Origin of the sequence: Frankia sp. QA3 (assembly GCF_000262465.1) — a bacterium.
Classification (GTDB): domain Bacteria; phylum Actinomycetota; class Actinomycetes; order Frankiales; family Frankiaceae; genus Frankia.
The window spans coordinates 6830704-6853439 of record NZ_CM001489.1; the positions used below are offsets into that span (position 1 = coordinate 6830704).

Genomic DNA, 22736 nt, shown 5'->3' on the forward strand with positions numbered 1-22736 from the left:
GCGGCCGGGTGGTCGTGGTCGCCGTCGTCGCGCTGGCCATTGCCGCGGTGCTGGTACTGGTCCTGCCGCGCGCCTCGATCGCGTGGTCGGGCGAGCCGCCGCGGGGTCACCTGGTGCTCGCCGGCGAGACGCTGTGGGAGATCGCCGTCGCGCTCGATCCCGACGCCGACACCCGCGCCGTCGTGGATCGGCTGAGGCGGATCAACCATCTCCCCTCAGTCGAGCTCACCCCCGGCCAGTTCCTGCTGCTGGACTGATCCACCGGTCGGCCCGTCCGGTCCGCCACCGTCCGGTCCCGATCGGCGCTCGGCGGCTCGCCGCCGTGACGGGCCGGTGCCCGGCGGCAGCGGGCGGGTGAGGCACCCTTGCTCAGGGTTGTCGTGCCCCCGCGGGCTGATGCCCCCGTGTGACACGCGGGGGGTCGGTGTCCCCATCACTGGGGTTGTGCGCTAGGTTGGACACAACATCTGGTGCTTACGAGGGTGTAAGTCATCCGCAGCTTGATGCACAGGCTTTTCCACAGAGGCACGGGCCGCCCGTCCACAGGGCGGCCCGGTGGGTGTGGGGGCGGGCCGGTTCGCGGCTCGTCCTCCCGTCGCGCCGGGCGGTCCGCGCCGGACCGGACGAAGGAGGCGTATCGCGTGCGATGCCCGTTCTGCCGGCATCCGGACAGCCGTGTCGTCGACAGCCGGGAGGCCGAGGAGGGCTCGGCGATTCGGCGGCGGCGTTCCTGCCTGTCGTGCGGTCGCCGGTTCACCACCATGGAGGAGGCGTCGCTGCGGGTGCTCAAGCGCAGCGGCGTGGCGGAGTCGTTCAGCCGCGCGAAGGTGATCGCCGGAGTACGCAAGGCCTGCCAGGGCCGGCCGGTGCGCGACGACGATCTCGCCCTGCTCGCGCAGCGGGTGGAGGACGCCGTGCGCTCCTCGGGCTCGGCGGAGGTCCCCGCGGAGGCGATCGGTCGGGCGATCCTCGGCCCGCTCCGCGAGCTCGACGAGGTGGCCTACCTCCGCTTCGCCTCGGTGTACCTGGCCTTCGAGTCGCTCGGCGACTTCGAGAGCGCGATCGCGGCGCTGCGGGCGGAGACGTCCGGCGCCCGCCGCGGCGCCGAGCCGGACGACCTGGACGACCTGGACGAGCTGGATGATCGGGCCGTCCGCCCCGCCGGCGGGGCGTTCACCGATCCGGCGGACCCGTCGCAGCGGGCCGGCCCAGCGGGCCCGTCACCCGGCGGCCGGCGGACCGACTCGGATACGCGACGCCCCGGCCGCTCAGGCCGGGACACGCTCGCCACCGTCCGCGAGGACCCGGAGACCCCGGGCCGCCGCGGTGGTGGGAACCAGTTGAACATCGTCGAGGGCGGGCTCGGCCGGGCCGAGCCGGCCGCGGGGGAGTACGAGGTCGGCCGGGCGCGCGCCGCGCGCGGCGCCTCGCCGGCCACCCGGACCTGACGGGCCGCCGCGGGGCCGCCGAGGCCGCGTCCCGCCCGATCACATAGCAGCTTCGCCGCCCCACCGGCCCGTTCCCGTGTGCACGGGACGACCTGACCCGGCCGGCGTGGGCGTCCGATCCCGCGCGGCCCGGTTTCGCGCGCCCTGCCCGTCACCCCTGCCCGGCTGCGCCCGGGGTGGGACGGCGCCGGGACGCGGCCCGGACCGCCGGATTCGGTGTGTTCGTCATGCGTGCCGATCCCTCCGGACCCGGTCGACCGCCTGGGTCCGGCGTCGGCCGGCACGCCGATTCGCCCGCGGTCCACCGTCCACGCGTGCAGTGGACCGGGCCCGGGCGGGGATGCCACCACCAGTGCGCCAGCGCGCGCCGATGAGAAGACAGGACGAGGAGCGTCATGACCGAAAGTCGCGGCACGAAGGCGGGCAGGTCTGCGGCCAGGGCGGGCGGATTGAAGATCCGGCGCTCGCGCACCACCGCCGGCGTCCACCCGTACGACGAGGTCACCTGGGAGACCCGGGACGTCGTCATGACCAACTGGCGGGACGGCTCGGTCAACTTCGAGCAGCGTGGGGTGGAGTTCCCCGAGTTCTGGTCGGTCAACGCGTCGAACATCGTGACGAGCAAGTACTTCCGCGGGGCGCTGGGCACGCCGACCCGCGAGTCCTCCCTGCGCCAGCTCATCGACCGGGTCGTGCACGCCTACACCGCCGCCGGCCGCGAGCACGGCTACTTCGCCGCCGACGCCGACGCCGAGATCTTCGAGCACGAGCTGACCTGGATGCTGCTCCACCAGGTGTTCAGCTTCAACTCCCCGGTGTGGTTCAACGTCGGAACCTCGGCGCCCCAGCAGGTCTCAGCGTGTTTCATTCTGTCAGTTGATGACACTATGGAGTCGATTCTCAACTGGTACCGCGAGGAAGGGCTGATCTTCAAGGGCGGCTCGGGGGCCGGGCTCAACCTGTCCCGCATCCGCTCGTCGAAGGAGCTGCTGTCCTCCGGTGGCACGGCGTCCGGCCCGGTGAGCTTCATGCGCGGCGCGGACGCGTCGGCGGGCACGATCAAGTCGGGCGGGGCGACCCGGCGGGCCGCGAAGATGGTCGTGCTCGACGTCGACCACCCGGACATCGTCGAGTTCGTCGAGACGAAGGCCCGGGAGGAGAACAAGATCCGGGCGCTGCGGGACGCCGGGTTCGACATGGATCTCGGCGGGCGCGACATCGCCTCCGTGCAGTACCAGAACGCCAACAACTCGGTCCGGGTCACCGACGAGTTCATGCGCGCGGTCGTCGACGGGAGCAGCTTCGACCTGCGGGCCCGCCTCGACGGCCGGACCATCGAGACGATCGACGCCAAGGGGCTGTTCCGCACCATCGCCGAGGCGGCCTGGGCCTGCGCCGACCCCGGCATCCAGTACGACGGCACGATCAACGACTGGCACACCTGTCCCGAGAGCGGCCGGATCAGCGCCTCCAACCCGTGCAGTGAGTACGTGCACCTGGACAACTCAAGCTGCAACCTGGCATCGCTGAACCTGCTGAAGTTCCTGCGCCCGGACCGGACGTTCGACGCCGAGGCGTTCGTCGCCGCCGTCGAGCTGATCATCACGGCGATGGACATCTCGATCTGCTTCGCCGACTTCCCGACGCCGGAGATCACCGCGGTCACCCGGGCCTACCGCCAGCTCGGCATCGGCTACGCCAACCTCGGGGCGCTGCTGATGGCCAGCGCCCGCGCCTACGACTCCGACGGCGGCCGCGCGCTCGCCGCGTCGATCACCTCGCTGATGACCGCCACGGCCTACCGGCGTTCGGCGGAGCTCGCCGGGATCGTCGGCGCCTACGACGGCTTCGCCCGCAACGCCGACGCGCACCGCCGGGTGGTGCGCAAGCACTCCGCCGCGAACGACGCGGTGCGCTCCGTGCACACCGAGGACACCCGGGTCCTCGCCGCGGCGTCCAAGGAGTGGGCGCGGGCGCAGACCGTCGGCGACAAGCACGGCTGGCGCAACGCCCAGGTCAGCCTGCTCGCCCCGACCGGCACGATCGGCCTGGCGATGGACTGCGACACCACCGGCATCGAGCCGGACCTCGCCCTGGTGAAGATGAAGAAGCTGGTCGGCGGCGCCAGCATGCGGATCGTCAACCAGACGGTCCCGGTGGCGCTGCGCGCGCTCGGCTACCCGGAGGAGACCCTCGAGGCGATCGTCGAGTACATCGCCGAGCACGGCCACGTCGTCGACGCCCCCGGCCTGCGCCCGGAGCACTACGACGTGTTCGACTGCGCGATCGGCGAGCGGGCCATCTCCCCGATGGGCCACGTGCGGATGATGGCCGCGGTGCAGCCGTTCCTGTCCGGCGCGATCTCCAAGACGGTGAACATGCCCTCGACGGCGACCGTGGAGGAGGTCGAGGAGATCTACCTGGAGGGCTGGCGGCTGGGTCTGAAGGCGCTGGCGATCTACCGGGACAACTGCAAGGTCGGCCAGCCGCTGTCCGACGTGCGGGGGGCGAAGCGGGACGCCGCGGCGAGCGCCGCCACCGCCGCGGCCCTGGCGGCCCCGGCAACCCTCGCGCCCGCCGAGGCGGAGTACCGGCCGGTGCGCCGGCGACTGCCGAAGACCCGCCCGTCGCAGACGGTCTCGTTCGCCGTCGGCGGTGCGGAGGGCTACCTGACCGCGGGCTCCTACCCGGACGACGGCCTCGGCGAGGTCTTCATCAAGATGTCGAAGCAGGGCTCGACGCTGGCCGGCGTGATGGACGCCTTCGCGATCGCCATCTCGATCGGCCTGCAGTACGGCGTGCCGCTGGAGGCGTACGTCAGCAAGTTCATCAACATGCGCTTCGAGCCGGCCGGGATGACCGACGACCCGGACGTCCGGATCGCTCAGTCGATCATGGACTATCTGTTCCGCCGGCTGGCGCTGGACTACCTCGACGCCGACCACCGTGCCGAACTCGGCATCTCCACCGCGGCCGAGCGGACCCGCGAGGTCAACGGCCGGTACGGCCCGCAGGCCGACGCGGTCGCCGACGCCGTCGAGGCGTCCGCCGGGCCGCTCGCGGACGCGCTGCCCGGCGCGCAGACCCCGGGTCTGGACGCGCGTCCGGCTGTGGGTCCGGCCGGCGCCGGGCCGGTGCCGGCCGCGAGCCGGCCGGGGTCGGGGAGCAACGGCGTGGCCGTCGGGCACGGGCCCGCGCACGTGGCCCGCGAGCTGCGGCTGGCGTCTCCCGGCGAGTCGCTGGTCGCGCAGACGGTCGTCGACGCCCCGCTGTGCTTCACCTGCGGGGTGACGATGCGCCCGGCGGGGAGCTGCTACGTCTGCGAGCAGTGCGGCTCCACCAGCGGCTGTAGCTGAGCCAGCCGGCGGGGCCGCGGCCCGGCCGGGAGGGTTCACCCGGCCGGGCCGCCAGCCGTCGACGACGGTTCGCCCCGTTCCTACCGGTGGTAGCACCGCCACGTGTCGACGGAGATCGAGCACGGCCCCGTCCCGGAGGCGGCACTTGCCGAGGCGGGCGCTTCGTGGCCGGACGCCGAGTAGCCGCCGGCGGGTCGCTGGTCCTCGACAGCGACGGGCTGGTCAAGCTCGCCTCGGGTGACGCGAGGGCGCGCGCGTTCCTGTGGACCGCGCATGGCCGGGGCGGGGGTCGTCGTCAGCTCGATCACGCTGACCGAGGTGCTGCGGGGCGGCCCGCGGGATGCGGCGGTGCACCGCGTGCTGGCCAGGATCCGGGTGCTCCCGGTGACGCCGGACCTGGCGCGGTCGGCCGACGAGCTGCTCGGCGCGACCGGGCCGTCCGGCCACCGGTGCGCCATCGATGCGGTGGTGGCCGCGACGGCGCTGCGGGCGGACCGGCCGGCCATCCTGCTGACCAGCGACGTCGATGACCTGCACCGGCTCGTCGACGAACCCGACCGTCCCCAGGACAGCCGGGTCGTCGTCGTGCACGTCCGCCCCGTCCGCCCCGTACGCCCGTCCGCCGGCTCCGGGCGGGCAGCGGACGTCAGCGCTCGGTGGCGAGCAGGTCGATGAGCAGCGCCGCCGTCCAGGAGAAGCGGTTGCTGCCGGCGCCCGAACCGTCGAGCGGCGAGTAGTACTCGAACATCGCCCCGGAGGAGGCGATCACGTCGACCGTGTTGCGGCGCAGGTCCTCGGCGGCGTCGAGCCGGCCGTAGCGCTCCAGCCCGTCGGCGATCAGCCAGTTCATGTTGATCCAGAGCGGGCCCTGCCAGTAGCAGCGGGGCAGGAAGTTCGGGTCGTCCAGGGGAACGCTCGCGACGCCGAAGCGCGACCAGTAGCGCGGCGAGGTGAGCGTCTTGACCATCTCGTCGACGCGGTCCTCGGGCACGACGCCGGCGTAGAGCGGCAGCAGACCGGCGATCGTCTCGTGGCGCAGCAGGGTTCGGGTCCGGAAGTCGCGGCTGTAGTACACGCCGTCGACGACGAGCTCTCCCATCGCCTCCCGGGACCGGCGCGCCGAGCGGCGCAGCCTGGCCGGGATGGACTCGCCGATCTCCGCGGCGATGGTGCTCAGGTGCTCGTTGGCGCGGACCAGGATCGCGTTGAACGCCACGTCCTGCACGAGGGGGACGATGGTCCGCCGAATCTCGCGGAAGTTGTAGTGCGCCCGGCGCAGCTCGCGCACGATCCGGTACAGCGTGAACAGGTCGCCCGAGGTGAGCCGCTCGTCGGAGGGGACCTCCTTGGAATCGCGGCGCAGCGCGTCCAGGGCGTCGTCGCCGTTGATGCGCCGCAGCGCCCGCACGCCCAGCGGCGCCACCGGCCTGGTGATCTCCATCCAGGTCGGGGTGTTGTCCATCCCGGACTCCCAGGAGTGCACCAGGGACACCAGGCCGTCGTCGTCCGGGTCGCGTTCGTCGTAGAGCCACTGGTGAAAGCGCAGCAGCCCGGGGAACAGCCGGCGGTAGAACTCCCCGCGCGCGGAGTCGGACATCATGGCGCCGACCCGCACCGCGGCCTCGGCAATCATCGGCGGCTGGGTGACGCCGGTGCTCTGCGCACCGCCGGCGGTGGTCGTCACCCGGTCGCAGCGCCAGCGTTGCGGACCCGCATGGTAGAAGTCGGTGGTCTCCGCGAAGATCACGTGCGGGATCATGCCGTTCGGCCACTGCCCGCGCAGCAGGGAGAGGATCTCGGCGGCGGCGCGCTGTGGGTCGAGATGGCGCAGCCCGATCGCGATGAAGCAGGAGTCCCACAGCCACTGGTGTGGATACAGCGTCGGCGACGGCCGGGTGATGTCGCCGAGGTCGTTGCCGCGCAGCACGGAGACCGCGGTCTCGCGCAACGCCGCCAGCTCTGTCGGGAGGCTGGGGACGGACATCGTGTGAGAGTAGCCGTCACACGCTGTGCACACGTGGAGGGCACCCCTGGTGTGGTCTGCCTAACGAAATCCTCGTTGTCGCCCCGCGGCCGACCCGATGCGGGGGGCGACCGGCGGTCGGGGATACGCCCGGACGCGCCGTGGCGGCGTCCGGGCGGGCCGGGTGGGTCAGTCCGGCGGGTGCCGCCCGAGTGGGCGGCGAGAGTATGCCGATCCGGCCCGAGGTGGCTCCGGTCGGAGCGTCGAGCCGGGTCCGCGCGGGGGCGTCGGGCGGCGCGACGACACTGTCGGGGTGTCGGATGACCGACGTCGCCCGATGGCGGTACTGGACGGAAAATGTGGTGCGGACGGCAGCCACCCAAAAATTCTCACGTCCAGCGAGCAGTCGGGTACTCATCGTTCAGGATCTGGGGCCTCGGCGGGGGTGTCGCCACGCGAGAAGGTCAAGATAGTTCGCGGAACGCGCCACACCACGGGATCTGCCAGGTAGTCTTCGCGACAGCGAGTACAGCGTCTCGAGGGCCAGGGTCTACACTGCCGGTAGGCCCGGCGATCGCTGATGTCCGGGTGCGCCTGCACGGGGAATGGTTCCGCGACTTCGTTCGTTACCTCCCACGTGCACGGAAACAGACGTCCCACCCGCACCGACCATCGGATTTGCCACTGATGACGCTGCCTGCCCTGGAACTTGCCGAGCGCACCGACGAGAACCGCCCGCGTAGCCCGCGGCGCACTCGCCGGTCCGCTGCCTCTGCCCGTACCGCCCCCGGCCGTTCGCTGGCCGCCGTTCCCGACGACGGCGACGAACTCGATGTGAGTGCCGTCGCCGAGGTCATCGCGCGCGGCCGCGAGGCCGGCGAGATCAGCCGGTCCGAGCTGCGCGACGCGCTCGAGTCCGCGGACATCGGACTCGAGCTGCTGCCCGCGCTCATCGCCCGGTTGAACGCCGCCGGCGTCGAACTCCTCGAAGAGGAGGAGACGACCGACGAGGTCACCGCCGCCACCCGCTCCACCGCCGAGCACGCCGGCACCGCCGACCTCGTGCGCATGTATCTGCGCGAGATCGGGAAGGTGCCGCTGCTCAACGCCGCGCAGGAGGTCGAGCTCTCCAAGCGCGTCGAGGCCGGGCTCTTCGCCGAGCACAAGCTGGAGACCGACCCCGACCTGCCCGTGGACCTATGCCGTGACCTGGGTCTGCTCGTCAAGGACGGCCATGCTGCCAAGCAGCAGCTCGTCTCGGCGAACCTGCGCCTGGTCGTCTCCGTCGCGAAGAAGTACAGCGGCCGCGGGATGACCCTGCTGGACCTGGTCCAGGAGGGCAACCTCGGTCTCATCCGCGCGGTGGAGAAGTTCGACTACGCCAAGGGTTACAAGTTCTCGACCTACGCGACCTGGTGGATCCGCCAGGCCATCGGCCGCGCGCTGGCCGACCAGGCCCGGACCATCCGGATCCCGGTTCACGTGGTCGAGCAGATCAACAAGATCACGCGGCTGCAGCGTCAGCTCGTCTCCACCCTCGGTCGCGAGCCGACCGACGAGGAGCTCGCCCTCGAGCTGGACATGCCGATCGAGCAGGTCGTCGAGCTGCGCCGCTACGCGCAGGACACGGTGAGCCTGGAGACCTCCGTCGGAGACGACGGCGACTCCGTGCTCGGCGACTTCATCGAGGACTCGGACGCGACCTCCCCTGCCGACGCCGCCTCGTACGGCGCGATGCAGGACGAGATCGAGAACGTGCTCGGTGGCCTCAACCCGCGGGAGCGGGAGGTGATGCGGCTGCGCTTCGGCCTCGCCGACGGCAAGCAGCACACCCTCGCCGAGGTGGGTAACCGGCTCGGGCTCACTCGCGAGCGGATTCGGCAGATCGAGCGGGACACGCTGCGTGAGCTGCGTAAGCCCGCCGTCGCCGGTCGGCTGCGGGAGTTTCTCGACTGACCGCTCGCGGCCGGACACCGCCGGCACGGCGGGCACGTACCGGGTCACGGGTGGCATCCCCCACGGGGGGCACGGCACGCCGGTGACGACGTGACCGTGTGTTCGATGGAAGCCGGATCTTCGCTGGGACCAGCGAAGATCCGGCTTTGCTGTCTTGGGGCGCCTACCCGACCCGCGGCGGTCGGTCAGGCGTCCGGCGTGGCGGTGGCCGATCAGGCCTGCTCGGCGGTGGCCGCGAGGGCCATCAGGGCCTCCGGGTTGGCGACCGCGTCGAGGCTCACCACGTCGGCCAGCGCCGCGCCGGTGAGCAGCCGCTTGACCGGAACCTCCAGCTTCTTGCCGGTGTGGGTCCGCGGCACGGCCGCGATCTCGAGGATCCGGTCCGGTACGTGCCGAGGGCTGAGCTCGGTGCGCACCGTCTGCCGGATCCGCTGCGCGAGCTCCGCGGTGAGGCCCGGCTCGGCGAGGGCCACGAACAGCAGCAGCTCCCCGCCGCCGGGGGCGTCCGAGGTGTCGACGGCGAGGCTGTCGGTGACCTCGGCAAGCTGCTCGACGACGCTGTAGAGCTCGCCGGTGCCGATCCTGATCCCGCCGCGGTTGAGGGTGGCATCCGAGCGTCCCTCGACGACGACGGCACCGTCAGGCGCGATCCGCACCCAGTCGCCGTGCCGCCAGACCCCGGGGTAGGTCGCGTAGTAGCTGTCGTGCAGCCGGCTACCGTCCGGATCGCCCCACAGACGCAGCGGCATCGAGGGCATCGGTGCGGTCACGACGAGCTCGCCGACCTCGTCGACGACCTCCTTGCCGTCGGCGTCGAAGACGGCCACGGCGCAGCCCAGAGCCCGGGAGCCGATCTCCCCGGCGCGCACCGGCATGGTCGGCAGCCCGGCCACCAGCGCCGTGCAGACGTCGGTGCCGCCGCTGATCGACGACAGCATCACCTGCGGGCTGACCGCGTCGTACACCCAGGCGTAGGCGGCGGCGGACAGCGGCGACCCGGTCGACCCGATGGTGCGCAACAGGGACAGATCGGCATGTTCGCGGGGCACCAGGCCCGCGTCCCGGCAGGACTGCAGGTAGGCCGCGGACGTGCCGAGGCAGGTCAGCTCCAGCGCCTCCGCGAGGCCGAACAGGGTGCCGAGCGCCGGATAGCCGGCGGCGCCGTCGTAGAGCACGATCGTCGCGCCGACCAGCAGGCCGGAGACGAGGTAGTTCCACATCATCCAGCCGGTCGTGGTGAACCAGCAGAACCGGTCGTCGGGGCCCAGATCGAGGTGCAGCGCCAGCGCCTTGAGATGTTCCAGCAGGATTCCGCCGTGCCCGTGCACGATCGCCTTGGGCGGCCCCGTGGTGCCGGAGGAGTAGAGGATCCACAGCGGCGCGTCGAAGGGGACCCGGGTGAACTCGAGCTCGGCGGTCTCCGCGGCCATCAGCTCGTCCCAGGTGAGCAGGCCCGGCAGCCCGGCGCCGCGGGCCCGGGCGAACGCGTCCGGCGCCAGGTAGGGCACGATCACGGTCGCGGCCAGCCCGGGCAGGTCGGTGGCGAGCGCGGCCAGCGCGGCGACGGTGTCGTAACCCCTGCCGCCGTAGGTGTAGCCGTCGACGCCGATGAGTACCTTCGGGGCGATCTGGGCGAAACGGGCGGCGAGGGCCGTGGTGCCGAGCTCGGGCGAGCACGACGACCACACCGCGCCGATGCTGGCCGTCGCGAGCATCGCCACGGTGGCGTAGACGGTGTTCGGCAGCACGGCGCAGACCCGGTCGCCCTCGGTGACACCGAGGGCGCGCAGGCCGGCCGCGGCCCGGGCGACCTGGCGGCGCAGCTCGTCCCAGGAGACCACGGCGGTCGCCCCGTCCTCGCGCACGCCGATCACCGCCGGCGCGGCGCCCCGGCGGGTGAGCGCGTTCTCGGCGTAGTTGACCCGGGCGCCGGGGAACCACACGGCGCCCGGCATGCTGGCGTCGGCGAGGGCGGGGCCGTCGCCGCGCTCGCCCTCGACGGCGCAGAAGTCCCAGATCGACTCCCAGAAGGGGCTCAGCTCGGTGACCGACCACTCCCACAGGGCCGCCTCGTCGCCGAGATCCACCCCGCGTTCGGCGGCGAGCCAGCCGCGGTAGTTCGTCACCGCGGCCTGCTCGATGCGCCGCGCGGAGGGCTCCCACAACGGCGTGCCGGGACGCACCCGGGTCATGCCGGCCGCCGCGGGGTGCTCCGCGCCCGCCGGCGCCGGACGCTGCGGTGCCGTTCGTCTGCTGCCACGGGCACTGACCCTAGGCCATTTCGGGTGGACGTACGGCGAACCTCGACCCTGCGATGGCCTGTCGAGACTGTCACCACCGCTACCGGCGGCGGACCCGTTCGGGCTACCGTCGAGGGGTGACGGTGTCGGGCGGAACGCAGCGGCCCGGCGGCACCCTGCCGCCGGGCGAGACCGGGCCGGGCGCCTCCGCGGGCCCGGCCGCCGGATCGGGCGACCTCGCCGGGACGCCCGCCACCGACCGGCCCGCCACCGACCGGCCCGCCGGCGCCGATCCGGGTTCGGCCGCGGCACCGGCGATCGAACCCACCGTCCTGGCCTGGGATCCGGCGATGGCCGGCTACGACTTCGGGCCGCAGCACCCGCTGCACCCGGTCCGGCTGGGCCTGACGATGGACCTCGCCGCGAGCCTGGGCGTCCTCGACGCCCCCGGGATCCGGATCGTCACCCCGACCCTGGCTCCCGACGAGCTGATCGAGCTCGTCCACGACCCGCTCTACCTGAACGCAGTCCGCGCCGCGCCGGACCCGACGCGGGCCCGGATGGCGGCCCTGTTCGGCCTCGGCACCGCCGACAACCCCATCTTCCAACGGATGCACGAGGCCGCGGCCCTGATCACCGGTGGCACGATCGAGGCCGCCCGGGCGGTGTGGGAGGGGCCGGCGCGCCATGCCGTGTCGATCGCCGGCGGCCTGCACCACGCGATGCCGGGGATGGCCAGCGGCTTCTGCATCTACAACGACCCCGCGATCGCGATCGCCTGGCTGCTGGCCGCCGGGGCGACCCGGATCGCCTACGTCGACGTGGACGTGCACCACGGCGACGGGGTGCAGACGGCGTTCTACGACGACCCGCGGGTTCTCACGATCTCGCTGCACCAGACCGGCCGGACGCTGTTCCCCGGCACCGGCTTCCCGGACGAGGTCGGCGCGCCCGGTGCCGCCGGCAGCGCGGTGAACGTGGCGCTGCCCGCCTTCACCGGCGACGGCGGCTGGCTGCGGGCCTTCTCCGGCGTCGTCCCGGTGCTGCTGCGCTCGTTCCGGCCGCAGGTGCTGGTGACCCAACACGGCTGCGACACCCACGCCCTCGATCCGCTGGCCGATCTGCAGCTGTCGGTCGACGGGCAGCGGGCCTCCTACGAGGCGTTGCACGCGCTGTCCCACGAGCTGTGTGACGGCCGCTGGCTGGCCTGTGGCGGCGGCGGGTACGCGCTGGACGCGGTGGTGCCGCGGGCGTGGACGCAGCTGCTGGCGGTCGCCGCCCACCTCTCCCTCGAACCCGGCACCGCGCTACCGGCGCAGTGGCGCGCCGAGGCCCCGCAGCGGGTGCGGGCCGTAACCGGCCAGAAGTCCGTGGGGGCCACGGCGGGGATGCCGCGGACCCTCGGTGACGGGGTGAGCGTGCGCTACCGGCCATGGGACGCCGGCGTGGGCGACCCCGACGACCCGCTGGACCGTGCGGTGGCCGAGACCCGCCGCGAGGTGCTGCCCCTGCACGGACTCGACCCGACCGTGGACCGGTGAGCGCCGCGCCGACATCCGGCGCGCCCGCCGGATCACCCGGATCCCCCGGCCCAACCGGATCATCCCCGGCCGCGTCCGGATCATCCCCGGCCGCGCCGCCCGAGGGACCGGTTGCGCCCGAGAATCAGGTGCCGCTGGCGTACCCGGCGGAGTGGGAGGCCGACGTCATCCTCACCGACGGCGGCACGGCCCACATCCGGCCGATCCTGCCGACCGACGGCCCGCTGCTGCGGGTGTTCTGGACCCGACTGTCCGCCCAGTCGATCTACTTTCGCTTCTTCACCGCCCGCCGGGCGCTGAGCGACGCCGACATCCACCGGATGACCGTGGTGGATCAGCGGCTGCGCGGCGCCATCGTCGCGATGATCGGTGACGATCTCGTCGCCGTGGCGCACTGGGAGAGCACCGCCGCCCGGCCGACCCAGGCCGAGGTGGCCTTCCTGGTGGAGGACGCCCAGCAGGGCCGTGGTCTCGGCTCGGTGCTGCTGGAGCATCTTGCCGCCGCGGCCTGGGACCGCGGGATCCGTCGCTTCGACGCCGACGTGCTCGGCGAGAACCGGCAGATGATCCGCGTCTTCCTCGACGCCGGCTACACCGTCGCGCGGGCCTGGGAGTCCGGCGCCGTCCGGCTGTCGTTCGAGATCACCCCCACCGAGAAGTCGGTCACGGTGATGCGCGCCCGCGAGCACCGTGCGGAGGCGGCCTCCATCGGCCGGCTGCTGCATCCCCGGGCGATCGCCGTCATCGGCGCCGGGCGGGCCGTGGGCTCCATGGGCAACTCGGTGCTGCGCCACCTGCTCACCGGCGGTTTCGACGGGCCGGTCTACCCGGTGAACCCGGCCGCCGCGGCGGCCGGCACCGCGGTCGCCTCGATCCGTGCCTACGGCGGCATCGAGGAGGTGCCCCGCCCGGTCGACCTGGCCGTGGTGTGCGTGCCGCCGGCCGAGGTGCCCGGGGTCGTGGCCGCGTGCGGGCGGGCCGGGGTGTGGGGCCTGGTCGTGCTCACCGACCAGCGTGACGACGCCGCCGACGCCGCCCTGGCCGCCGAGGCGCGGGCCAGCGGCATGCGGGTCGTCGGCCCGGCCAGCATGGGCATCCAGAACCCGGCGGGGGGCCTGAACGCGTCGATGGTGCCGCTGATGCCACCGGCCGGGCGGATCGGCTGCTACTCGCAGTCCGGCCCGTTCGGCGGGGCGATCCTGCAGGCGGCCGCCGCGCGGGGGGTCGGGCTGTCCGTGTTCGTCTCGGCGGGGGACCGGGCCGACGTCAGCGGCAACGACCTGCTCCAGTACTGGGAGGAGGACCCGGAGACCGACGCGGTGATCATGCATCTGGAGACGTTCGGCAACCCGCGCAAGTTCGCCCGGCTGGCCCGCCGCCTCGGCCGGCGCAAGCCGATCGTGACCGTGTACTCCGGCCGCTCGGCCCTCGACGACGCCCTGCTGCGGCAGGCCGGCGTGATCGGCGTCGACCGCATCTCGCAGGCGTTCGACGTCGCGCTGCTGCTCACCTCGCAGCCGCTGCCCGAGGGCAGCCGGGTCGCGGTGATCGGCGACTCCCGGGCGCTGGTCCGGCTCACCGCGCGCGCCGCCGACGCCGCCGGCCTGATCGCCGAGGAGGTCCTGCTGCCCGGCGGCAGCGGGTCGGCGGCGATCGCCGCCGCGCTGCTCGCCGCGGCGCAGCGGGCCGACGCTCTCATCGTGACGCTGGCCCGCCTGCCGCCCTCGCTGCCCGGCCCGGCGGCGGCCGGCGCCGTCGAGGCGGCCGAGCGCATCACCGTGCCGATCCTCGCCTCCGTGCAGGGCGTCGAGATGCCGCGTGAGCTCGCCGGCATCCCGGCCTACCCGTCCCCGGAGGCCGCGGTGACCGCGCTGCGTCGGGTCGTCGGCTACGCGCAGTGGCGGTCCCGCCCGACCGGCACCGAGCCGACCACGGCCGTGCGGACCGACGAGGCCCGCGCGCTCATCGCCGGGCTGACCGGTCGGCTACCCGAGGAGCGGGCCGCCGCGCTGCTGGACTGCTACGGCATCACCGTGCAGCCGGCGGAGCTCGTGACCTCGCCGCGGCGCGCCGCCGAGGCGGCGCAGCGGCTGGGTTACCCGGTGGCCGTCAAGGCCCGGTCGCGCCCGTACCGGCACCGGCCGGACCTGCGCGGCCAGCGCCTCGACCTGCCCGACGCGGCGGCGGTGCGCGCGGCCTGGGCGTCGCTGCGCTCCCAGCTCGGGCCGGAGGTGCCGATCGTCGTGCAGCGGATGGCGCCGGTCGGGGTGTCGGTGGTCGTCGGGTCCGAGGAGCACCCGCAGTACGGCCCGCTGGTCTCCTTCGGCCTGTCGGGGCCGGCGACGGAGCTGCTCGGTGACCGCGCGCACCACATCCTGCCGCTGACCGACGTCGACGCGGCCCGGCTGGTCCGCTCGGTGCGGGCGGCGCCGCTGCTGCTCGGCTACCTCGGCTCGACCCCGGTCGACATCGCGGCGCTGGAGGATCTGGTGCTGCGCGTCGGCCGGCTCGCCGACGACATCCCCGAGGTGGTACATCTCACTGTTGACCCCGTCATCGTGTCCACCGGGCGGGTCACCGTGCTGTCGGCGGAGGTCGTGACCGGCCCGTCCGTGCCCAGGGCAGACGCCGGACCGCGGCGTTTCTGGACCCCGACGCTGCCTGTAGTCGACCGACCCCCCGTCCGGGGCGGTTCGGCACAACATGGTCACACCGTCCACAATCGTTTCCCATGACGTCGCCGTACTCCGCGCAGCCGCCCGTCTGGCCCGCATCCGGCGCCTTCGGGGTGCCGCAGTCCGATTCCGTGGGGCCCATCGAGGCCATGGGTACCCCCGAGGCGGGGACACCCGGCCAGGCGGAGCTGGTGCCGATGTACGGCCCGGGGCGGGGCGCGCAGCAGCAGCCACCGGAGCCGGTGGCGACGGGCCCCGCCGGAGGCGGTCCGATCTCCGCGGGGCCGATCTCCGCTCGGTCGGCCTCGGGGCCGATCATGGCGAGTCAGGTTCCCGAACCGGGTCGGCCGGACGCAGGCGCCGCGGGCCGATCGGTCGACGGCACGCCGACCACCCCGCCGTCCCGCATACCCGGCACGGCTCCCGCGGCGGGCTCTGGTCCCGCGGCGGGCGGTGGTCCCGCGGCGGGCGGTGGTCCGGTGCCGGGCGGTGGTGCCGCCGCCGGCCCCGGTGCCGGGTCCGCGCCTGGCTCCGGTTCAGTGCCGGGGACGGGCCAGAGCCTGGTGCCCGGCCCGGCCCTTGAGCGCGACGGCGGCCGGGACCTGCCCGTGCTGCCCGAGGGGTGGCCACTGGTTGCGCGGACCGATCCGCTGGTGGCCGGCGAGGCTATGGCGCGCGACGTCATCGACGGGACCGGCCCGCGGAGAGGCCCCGGGGACCTCGCCCCGGAGCGCGGGCCGCTGAGCGTGGCCCGCGGCGGCCCGCAGGCATCGGGTGGCGGCGGTGGCGGGGCGGACCCCGCGGCGGTGGCGGCGTTCGCGATGTTGGATGCGCTGTTCGTCCGGGCACCCGTCGGACTCGCCCTGCTCGACCGGGCCGGCCGGTTCGTACGGGTCAACGAGGCGCTTACCCGGTTGGATCGCCGCTCCGCTCGGGACCATCTGGGCCGCACCGTGTCCGAGGTGCTCGGCGACAGCGATTCCGAGCTCGACGCCCTGCTGGCCCGGGTGCTGCGCACCGGCGAGCCGGTGGTGGACCTGGAGGTGGGGGTCGCGGGCCCGGCCGGTTCGCCGCTGACCTGGCTGGCGAGCTGGTTCCCGGTGAGCGATCCGCAGCTCGGTCCGGTGGGGGTGTCCTTCGTCGCGTTGGACGTCACCGGCCTGCAGATCGCCGATCGGGAGCGGCTGCGTGCGCAGGCGCGTTACCGCGGGCTCGCCGACGCCGCCGGCCTGGACGTGTTCCACGCGGCGGCCGACGGCGCCCTCGACGTCGACCTGCCCGGCTGGCGTTCCGCCACCGGCCAGCATCCGGGGGCGCTGGCCGGCAGCGGCTGGCTGTCCGGGGTGCATCCGGACGACCGGGACCGGGTCGCGCGGCTGTGGCGCGGGGCGGTCGAGCGTGGCGAGGTCTTCGAGGCCGAATTCCGGATCTCCGCGCCGAGCGGCGTGGGCGGTGCCGAGCGCGTCGTCGCCGCTCGGGTGCTGCCCGTGCCCGGACCCGCGGCGGATGCCGCCGGTGGGCAGGCGGGGGCCGGGACCGGTCCGGCACGTGATGGACGGCCGGTCGAGTGGCTCGGCGTGGTCCGTGATCTCACCGGGGAGCGGGTCGCCGAGGCGGCGCGGGCCGAGGCTGATCAGCGGGCCGAGGCGGCCGTAGAACAGGCCGAGGCGGCCCTGCAGCGGGCCGAGTCCGGCGGATTGTTCTCCGTCGCGCTGGCCCGCGCCAGCACGGTCGACGAGGTCGTCGCGGCGATCCTCGACGTCGGCGGCCAGGCGGCGCGGGCGGCTGGGCGCAGGGTCGCGCTGGTTGACGACAGCCGGGAGCAGCTGCGTTTCACCCATCCGGGCGGGGGCACGGCAGAGCGGCCCGGTCCCTGGCCGGACGTGGCGCTGGGAGCGGTGCATCCGGTGGCCGAGGTGGTGCGGGGAGGCCGGCCCCTGTTTCTGGCCGACCGGGAGGAGCTGCTCGCCCGCTGGCCGGTGTCCGGGCTCGCCGACGCCACCGCGGCGGCCGGTGAGCAGGCGTGGGCCATGCTGCCGCTGGTCTTCCCCGACGGGGCGGCCTTCGGCGTGGTGACCTTCGCCTTCCCGGCCCCGCGGACCTTCACCGCCGCCGATCGGGCCTACCTGGGCGGCATCGCCGCGGCGGCCGCCCGCGCGCTGGAGCGGGCCAGGGCCCATGAGCGGCTAGTGACCGACGCCGCGGGCGCACAGGCCGCGCTCACCGCGGCGAGCGAGGAACGCGAGGCGCGGGAGCTCGCCGACCGGCGGCTGCGCCTGCTGACCCGGGCCACCGGGATCGTGACCTCGGCCGACGACCCCGAGCGGTCCCTGCACGCCTTCGCGGAGCTGATCGCGGCGGAGATCGCGGACCTGTGCGCCGTCCATCTGGTCACGGCCGATCCGGCGCTCGCGCCCTCGCTGGACCCGGCCCCCGAGGACGGCGAGCAGGTCGCCGGGACCGCGCCGGCCGGCCACACCGCGCTGCCCGGCGAGGACGGCTCACCCGCCGAGGACGGCTCACCCGCCGAGGGCGCGCAGGCCGGCGAGGGCGGGCAGGCTGTCGCGGACGGTCAGGCCGGCGAGGTCGGGCAGGCTGTCGCGGACGGGCAGCCGGGCGGCGACGGGCGAACGGGCGAGGCGGCGAATGTCCCGCGGCTTCACCCCTTTGTCGTCGCGGGTTCCGCCGTGATCGGCACCGCGCCCTCGACGGCCGCCTGGACCGCGGCTCTTGCTGTCCCGTCGAACCCGATCACCCAGGTCGCGGCCCGCGGGGTCGGGCAGGTCGTCACCCACGCGGCGGGCGGCTGGGAGCCGCCGTCCGACGTCGCACGCTGGATCCGTCAGGTCGGCGCGCACACAACGGCCGTGCTGCCCGTGATACGGGTCGGCCGGATCGCGGCCGTGCTCAGCCTGACCGCCGTCGGGGACCGGGCCCCGTTCACCGAGGCCGACCTGGCCTTCCTGACCGAGCTCACCGCGCGCGCCGGGGTCGCCCTGGAACGCATCGACCGGGAGCGCAGCGCGCGCAGCGGCGCCGTGGAGCTGCACGAGACCCTGCGCGGCGCGGCGCCGACGGTGCCCGCGGGGTTGCAGGCGGCGACCCGCTACCTGCCCGCCGGGGCCGAGGGGGACGCTGGCGGGCAGTGGTCCGACGTGATCGATCTCGGGGCGGGCCGGGTCGCCCTGGTGATCGGCGGGGTCCGGGGCCGGGGGCTGCGCACGAGCGCGGTGATGGGCCAGCTGCGCGCCGCCGCCCGCGCCTGCGCCCGCCTCGATCTGCCACCCGGCGAGGTGCTGGCGCTGCTCGACGGCGTCGTCGCGGACATGCCGGCACGTGAGGTCGCGACCTGCATCTACGCGATCGCCGAGCTCGATACGGGCGTGCTGACGCTGGCCAGCGCCGGCCATCCGCCGCCCCTCGTGGTCGCCCCGGACGGGCTCGTCTCGCGGCTGTACATGGCGGTCGGTTCCCCGCTCGGCGACGTCCACCGGGATCCGGCCGGGCACATCGACGCCACCGAGTACACCGTCCGCCTGGGCCGTGGATACCTCATCACTCTGTTCACCGAGGGCCTGGTCCGCGGGGGTGGCCGGGACGTCGATGCCGGCGTCTCGGACCTCGCGGCCGTGCTGGCCCGCACCAGCGAGGGACCCGACGCGAACCTCGACGCGCTGGCGACCGCGGCCTGCGCGGGTCTCGGCCGAGACGGCCAGCCGGCGCCCGCCGACGACGCCGTGGCGCTGCTGCTCGCCCGCCTGCCTGACGAACCGACCGCCGGGCCGACGCTGCTCGACGTCACCGTCGACGGGCCGTCCGGGCTGCGCGCGGTGCGGGCACAGTGCCGGCTGGCGCTGGAGAACGCCGAGCTGCCCGTCGAGATCATCGACACCGTCGTCCTGGTCCTGTCCGAGTTGACCAGCAACGCCGTGCGCCATGGTCGGCCGCCGTTGTCCGTGCGGCTGCGGCGCCTCGGTGATCGGGCCGTCGTCGAGGTCGCAGACGGCGGCGGACGGCTGCCCCGGCGCAGGCCGGCCTCACCGGACGACGAGGCCGGGCGCGGGCTCGACCTGGTCTCCCGGCTCGCCGTGCGGCACGGTTTCCGCCCGATCCCCGATGGCAAGGTCGTCTGGGCGGAGGTTGACCTGGTGGGGTCGCCGCCCGCCGACCCGGGCGCGCCGTGATCGGGCCGCCCGGTGGTGGGCGGAGCGTGACGAGTGTGGTGGGGTCGGGCTATCCTGGCGCCGCCGGGCGGGCGCGTGTCGCGTAACGTGAGCGGCATGCCGGACGCGCTGCTGCGGCTCGACAATGTCAATGTCGTGCGGGATGGGTCGTACCTTCTGCGAAATGTGAGCTGGGAGGTGCTTCCCGGTCAGCGATGGGTCGTCCTCGGCCCCAACGGCGCGGGTAAGACGACGCTCCTGCAGGTGGCCTCGGGCCGGCTGTTCCCGACCTCGGGCGCGGTCGACCTGTTCGGCCATCGCCTGGGCACGGTGAATCTCCTCGAGCTGCGCTACCGGGTCGGCGTCGTCAGCCCGGTGCTGGTCGAGACGCCGCCCCCGGACGAGCGGGTGCTCGACGCGGTGGTCACCGCCGGCTGGTCGGTGCTCGGGCGCGGCGACGAGCCGTACGACGACGTCGACCTCGCCCGCGCCGCCGGCCTGCTGGCCCAGTTCGGCTGCCGGGAGCTGCGGGACCGGCGGTTCGGGACGCTGTCCGAGGGTGAGCGCAAGCGGGTGCTGATCGCGCGGTCGCTCATGAGCGACCCGGAGCTGCTCCTGCTCGACGAGCCCGCCTCCGGACTTGATCTGGGGGCCCGGGAGGCGCTGCTGCGCCGGCTCACCCGCTTCGCCGCCGACCCCTCGGCGCCCGTCAGCGTCCTCGTCAGCCACCACGTCGAGGAGATCCCGGTGGGTGTCACGCACGCCCTGCTCGTGCGCGGCGGCCAGGTGCGGGCCGCGGGCCCCGCGGCAGAGGTGCTCACCGCGCCAAGGCTGTCCGACTGCTTCGGGATTCCCCTCGATGTCAGCGTCGCAGCCGGGCGCTACACCGCCCGGCTGGCCGCCGGTCCGCCGCCGCGGCGACCGGTGTCCGTCGGCGTCTGAGCCCGCGCTCCCGACCAGCGTCCGCGCCCGCCCACCCCGAGTCGCCCGCCCACGCGGGCGCGCCTGCAGGAGCGCCGCGCGTCGGCGCGTGCAGGCGCCGACCGGAGCGCGGTCCATTGCGGACCGACCTCGCCACGTGGCCTTGGCGTGGCCTTTCCTTGCAGTTGTGTCATCGCAGTTGTGTCATCGCGTTCGCCGCAGCGGCGGATACCGCGGGCCGCACCACGCATGGCGGCATCCGTTCCTGCGATCCCCGCGGATTTCCGGGCGGGTTCCCGCCGGTTCCGTCGGTGGCGCGGTCGCCGGCAGCTGCGCGATCAGTGGGCGGGATGGGCCGCGCCGGAACCGGAACGGACGGTGGGGACGCGTCGACGCGGGAGCGGACGGAGGGACCGGACGCCGGGGCCTGAAGCGGGGGAGCTCGACCGGGCGAGGCGCCACCTGGGCGACAGGGGCGACGCAAGGGCCTCAGAAGGCGTCAGACCCGCGTTGGCGCCGCGGTCCGGGTCTTTTTCTCCCATAGCACCTTTCCGGCCCTCCAGAGGCGTTCGGAGCCCCGCAAGGGGTATGCCGAATGGGCCGGTCCGGCTGCGCCGCCGGGCGCCGTGACCGTGGTGGGCGGAGCCGGGCGCAACGAGCGTGGCGGCGCAGCGATCGACACCCACCCAAGGCCGGTGTCCCGCCCGGGTCTGGGGTCCGTCGGGGTTCGGGGTCCCGTCGGGGTTCGGGGCCCCGCCGGGAGCCGGGCGAGCGGTGCCGGGCAGCCGCCTTCACCGCCGAAGCCGGTGCCACAGCCAGCCGGCGCCGCGCACCTCGGCGCCGAGGGCCCGGACGCGGGCGGTGAGCCCGCGATCCGAGGTGATCACTATGACCCCGGGTCCGGCCTCGCGGGCCGCGGCGACGATCGTGTCATCGCCGTGCCCCGGGGCGTGGACGACGGCGAGCGTGGGGGAGGCGCCGTTGCCGGGCGTCGAGTCCGATCGGTCGGCGCCGTTCCCGGAATTGCGGTCGTCGTCCTCGGGTGAGCGGTCGCCCTTCCCCTGTGAGCGGTCGCCCTCCCCGAGAGAGCGGTCGCCCTCCCCGGGAGAGTGGTCGTCCTTCCCGGTAGACCGGCTGCCCTTCCCACGCGGCCGGTCGGTGTTCCCGACCGGCTGGTCAGTGTTCCCGCGAGACTGCTCGTGGTCGTGGTCGTGCTCGGGGGCCCGAGGCTCGGCCGGAGGCGGCTCGCTGACCACCGCTGTGGCGGGAACTCCGGCCCGGGCCGCCCCTTCCAGAACGACCACGATCCGCGCCGGCCATTCCGCTGACCCCGGCGATCCGACGTGCGCGTCGGACCCTGCGATCCAGGCCGAAATATCGGCGAGCAGGCGCCGGGCCGCGCCCGGACGGTCGCGCCACCAGCCATCGGCCCTGGAGCCAATGACGTTGGCACCGTCCACCACCCACGTCCGTGGGTACTCGTCCGTGCGCCGAGCCATAGGGTCGGCGCCGGAATCAGGCGTACTCATCCGCCGCCACGATCCCCTTTGGCATTCGTACCGGTCGGTTCCGCTCGCGGCGCCAGCACCCCAAAGCACCCACCGGCTGATGCCTGCCGATTGCCCGGCAATCGTCCGGGGAGTCGGTAGACGAACACGATCGGTGTCCCAAGGTCGGCGGACATGGTCGCCGCCCGGCCGACGGCGGCCCAACTGTCCGCTTGCGGCCGGCGTTTCGGCTCGGAAGGTGTGATTCGCAGAACATGATCGCCCTCTATCATGCCGAGGTTGGCCGCCGCCTTTGGGTTCCGCACTCCGACAGCCTCACCAGCGTGCCTAGACCGGTGTCTTCGTGTTCGGTGGCCCAAGTCTGCGAGTCCGTCGAACCAGGCGTGACAGTTCCCGGTGTTCTCGTGGTAATACTAGACGCGTGAGTTCTGCGGTCCGCTGACCTGAAGGAGTGTGGCATGGCCCAGAAGACCATCGTCTCGTTGATTGACGATCTCAGTGGAGAAGAGGCCGACGAGACTGTCCGCTTCGGACTCGACGGTGCGCAGTATGAGATCGACCTGTCGGAGAAGAACGCGACGAAGTTGCGTGAGTCGCTGGCCCCGTTCGTGACCGCGGCCCGCCGTTCCGGTGGCCGCGCGGCGGGTGGCCGCCGTGGCGTGCGTACCGCTTCGCGGCGTACCGGCGGAACCGACCGCACCGCCGACATTCGCGAGTGGGCGCGCAGCAACGGTTACACGGTGAGTGACCGTGGCCGTATCGCCTCCAACATCGTCGAGGCGTACGACAAGGCCCACTGATCCTGGTCTTGACGACTTTTCCGGGTCGAGACTCGAAGCGGTGGACCCCGTAGTACCCGTCGTGCCCGCGGTATTCGGCCGCGGGCCGCAGGCCCCGGTGCCCAAAGACCTGCTGATCAGGTTTTGCCAGGGCAGGTTCCTGCCACACCGGCCTGGCCGGTGTGG

12 protein-coding genes and 1 pseudogene are annotated in these 22736 nt (G+C 73.9%); 10 read left to right on the forward strand and 3 right to left on the reverse strand.

Annotated elements, in window-relative coordinates; all coding sequences use genetic code 11:
• Positions 1-8: 8 nt before the first annotated feature.
• The 4 genes and pseudogenes from FRAQA3DRAFT_RS27965 (at position 9) to FRAQA3DRAFT_RS27980 (ending at position 5479) form a co-directional block, all read left to right on the forward strand.
• Complete coding sequence (locus FRAQA3DRAFT_RS27965) at positions 9-257, forward strand: LysM peptidoglycan-binding domain-containing protein (RefSeq protein WP_232291794.1); 249 nt, start codon at positions 9-11, stop codon at positions 255-257.
• Positions 258-641: 384 nt separating this feature from the next.
• Positions 642-1094 (forward strand): annotated as a pseudogene (nrdR, locus tag FRAQA3DRAFT_RS38990) (transcriptional regulator NrdR); the annotation flags it as partial.
• Positions 1095-1843: 749 nt separating this feature from the next.
• A complete protein-coding gene (locus FRAQA3DRAFT_RS27975; protein WP_009742417.1) occupies positions 1844-4804 on the forward strand; it encodes a vitamin B12-dependent ribonucleotide reductase in 2961 nt (986 codons plus the stop codon).
• Between the two features lie 273 nt (positions 4805-5077).
• The gene (locus tag FRAQA3DRAFT_RS27980) at positions 5078-5479 is read left to right on the forward strand and encodes a type II toxin-antitoxin system VapC family toxin (RefSeq protein ID WP_198286979.1); all 402 of its coding nucleotides are present in this window, start codon (positions 5078-5080) and stop codon (positions 5477-5479) included.
• Here FRAQA3DRAFT_RS27980 and FRAQA3DRAFT_RS27985 read toward each other — a convergent pair.
• Positions 5451-6788 (reverse strand): trehalase family glycosidase, encoded by a 1338-nt coding sequence (locus FRAQA3DRAFT_RS27985; protein WP_009742419.1) that lies wholly within the window; start codon positions 6786-6788, stop codon positions 5451-5453. The two genes, FRAQA3DRAFT_RS27980 and FRAQA3DRAFT_RS27985, sit on opposite strands and share 29 nt — an antisense overlap.
• Positions 6789-7454: 666 nt before the next feature.
• Here FRAQA3DRAFT_RS27985 and FRAQA3DRAFT_RS27990 point away from each other — a divergent pair.
• On the forward strand, positions 7455-8723 hold the full coding sequence (locus FRAQA3DRAFT_RS27990) for an RNA polymerase sigma factor (protein ID WP_009742420.1): 1269 nt from the start codon (positions 7455-7457) through the stop codon (positions 8721-8723).
• Between the two features lie 212 nt (positions 8724-8935).
• On the opposite strand, the gene FRAQA3DRAFT_RS27995 is transcribed toward FRAQA3DRAFT_RS27990, so the two are convergent.
• Positions 8936-10915, reverse strand: a complete 1980-nt coding sequence (locus FRAQA3DRAFT_RS27995) for an acetoacetate--CoA ligase (protein ID WP_009742421.1) — start codon at positions 10913-10915, stop codon at positions 8936-8938.
• A gap of 191 nt (positions 10916-11106) precedes the next feature.
• On the opposite strand from FRAQA3DRAFT_RS27995, the gene FRAQA3DRAFT_RS28000 reads away from it, so the two are divergent.
• The 4 genes from FRAQA3DRAFT_RS28000 to FRAQA3DRAFT_RS28015 all read left to right on the forward strand — a co-directional run bounded on the left by FRAQA3DRAFT_RS28000 (position 11107) and on the right by FRAQA3DRAFT_RS28015 (position 20284).
• Positions 11107-12504 carry an acetoin utilization protein AcuC gene (locus tag FRAQA3DRAFT_RS28000; RefSeq protein ID WP_009742422.1) on the forward strand — a complete coding sequence of 466 codons (1398 nt, stop codon included), beginning with the start codon at positions 11107-11109 and terminating at the stop codon, positions 12502-12504.
• Positions 12505-12632: 128 nt separating this feature from the next.
• Positions 12633-15239, forward strand: a complete 2607-nt coding sequence (locus FRAQA3DRAFT_RS28005) for a bifunctional GNAT family N-acetyltransferase/acetate--CoA ligase family protein (RefSeq protein WP_009742423.1) — start codon at positions 12633-12635, stop codon at positions 15237-15239.
• Positions 15236-19363 (forward strand): SpoIIE family protein phosphatase, encoded by a 4128-nt coding sequence (locus tag FRAQA3DRAFT_RS28010; protein ID WP_009742424.1) that lies wholly within the window; start codon positions 15236-15238, stop codon positions 19361-19363. Before FRAQA3DRAFT_RS28005 ends, FRAQA3DRAFT_RS28010 begins: the two co-directional genes overlap by 4 nt.
• Positions 19364-19459: 96 nt before the next feature.
• Positions 19460-20284 (forward strand): ABC transporter ATP-binding protein, encoded by an 825-nt coding sequence (locus FRAQA3DRAFT_RS28015; protein ID WP_035921633.1) that lies wholly within the window; start codon positions 19460-19462, stop codon positions 20282-20284.
• A gap of 770 nt (positions 20285-21054) precedes the next feature.
• Here FRAQA3DRAFT_RS28015 and FRAQA3DRAFT_RS31870 read toward each other — a convergent pair.
• Complete coding sequence (locus FRAQA3DRAFT_RS31870) at positions 21055-21567, reverse strand: hypothetical protein (protein ID WP_157467707.1); 513 nt, start codon at positions 21565-21567, stop codon at positions 21055-21057.
• A 662-nt stretch (positions 21568-22229) separates the two neighbouring features.
• Here FRAQA3DRAFT_RS31870 and FRAQA3DRAFT_RS28025 point away from each other — a divergent pair.
• Positions 22230-22571 carry an Lsr2 family protein gene (locus FRAQA3DRAFT_RS28025; RefSeq protein ID WP_009742427.1) on the forward strand — a complete coding sequence of 114 codons (342 nt, stop codon included), beginning with the start codon at positions 22230-22232 and terminating at the stop codon, positions 22569-22571.
• Positions 22572-22736 lie beyond the last annotated feature (165 nt).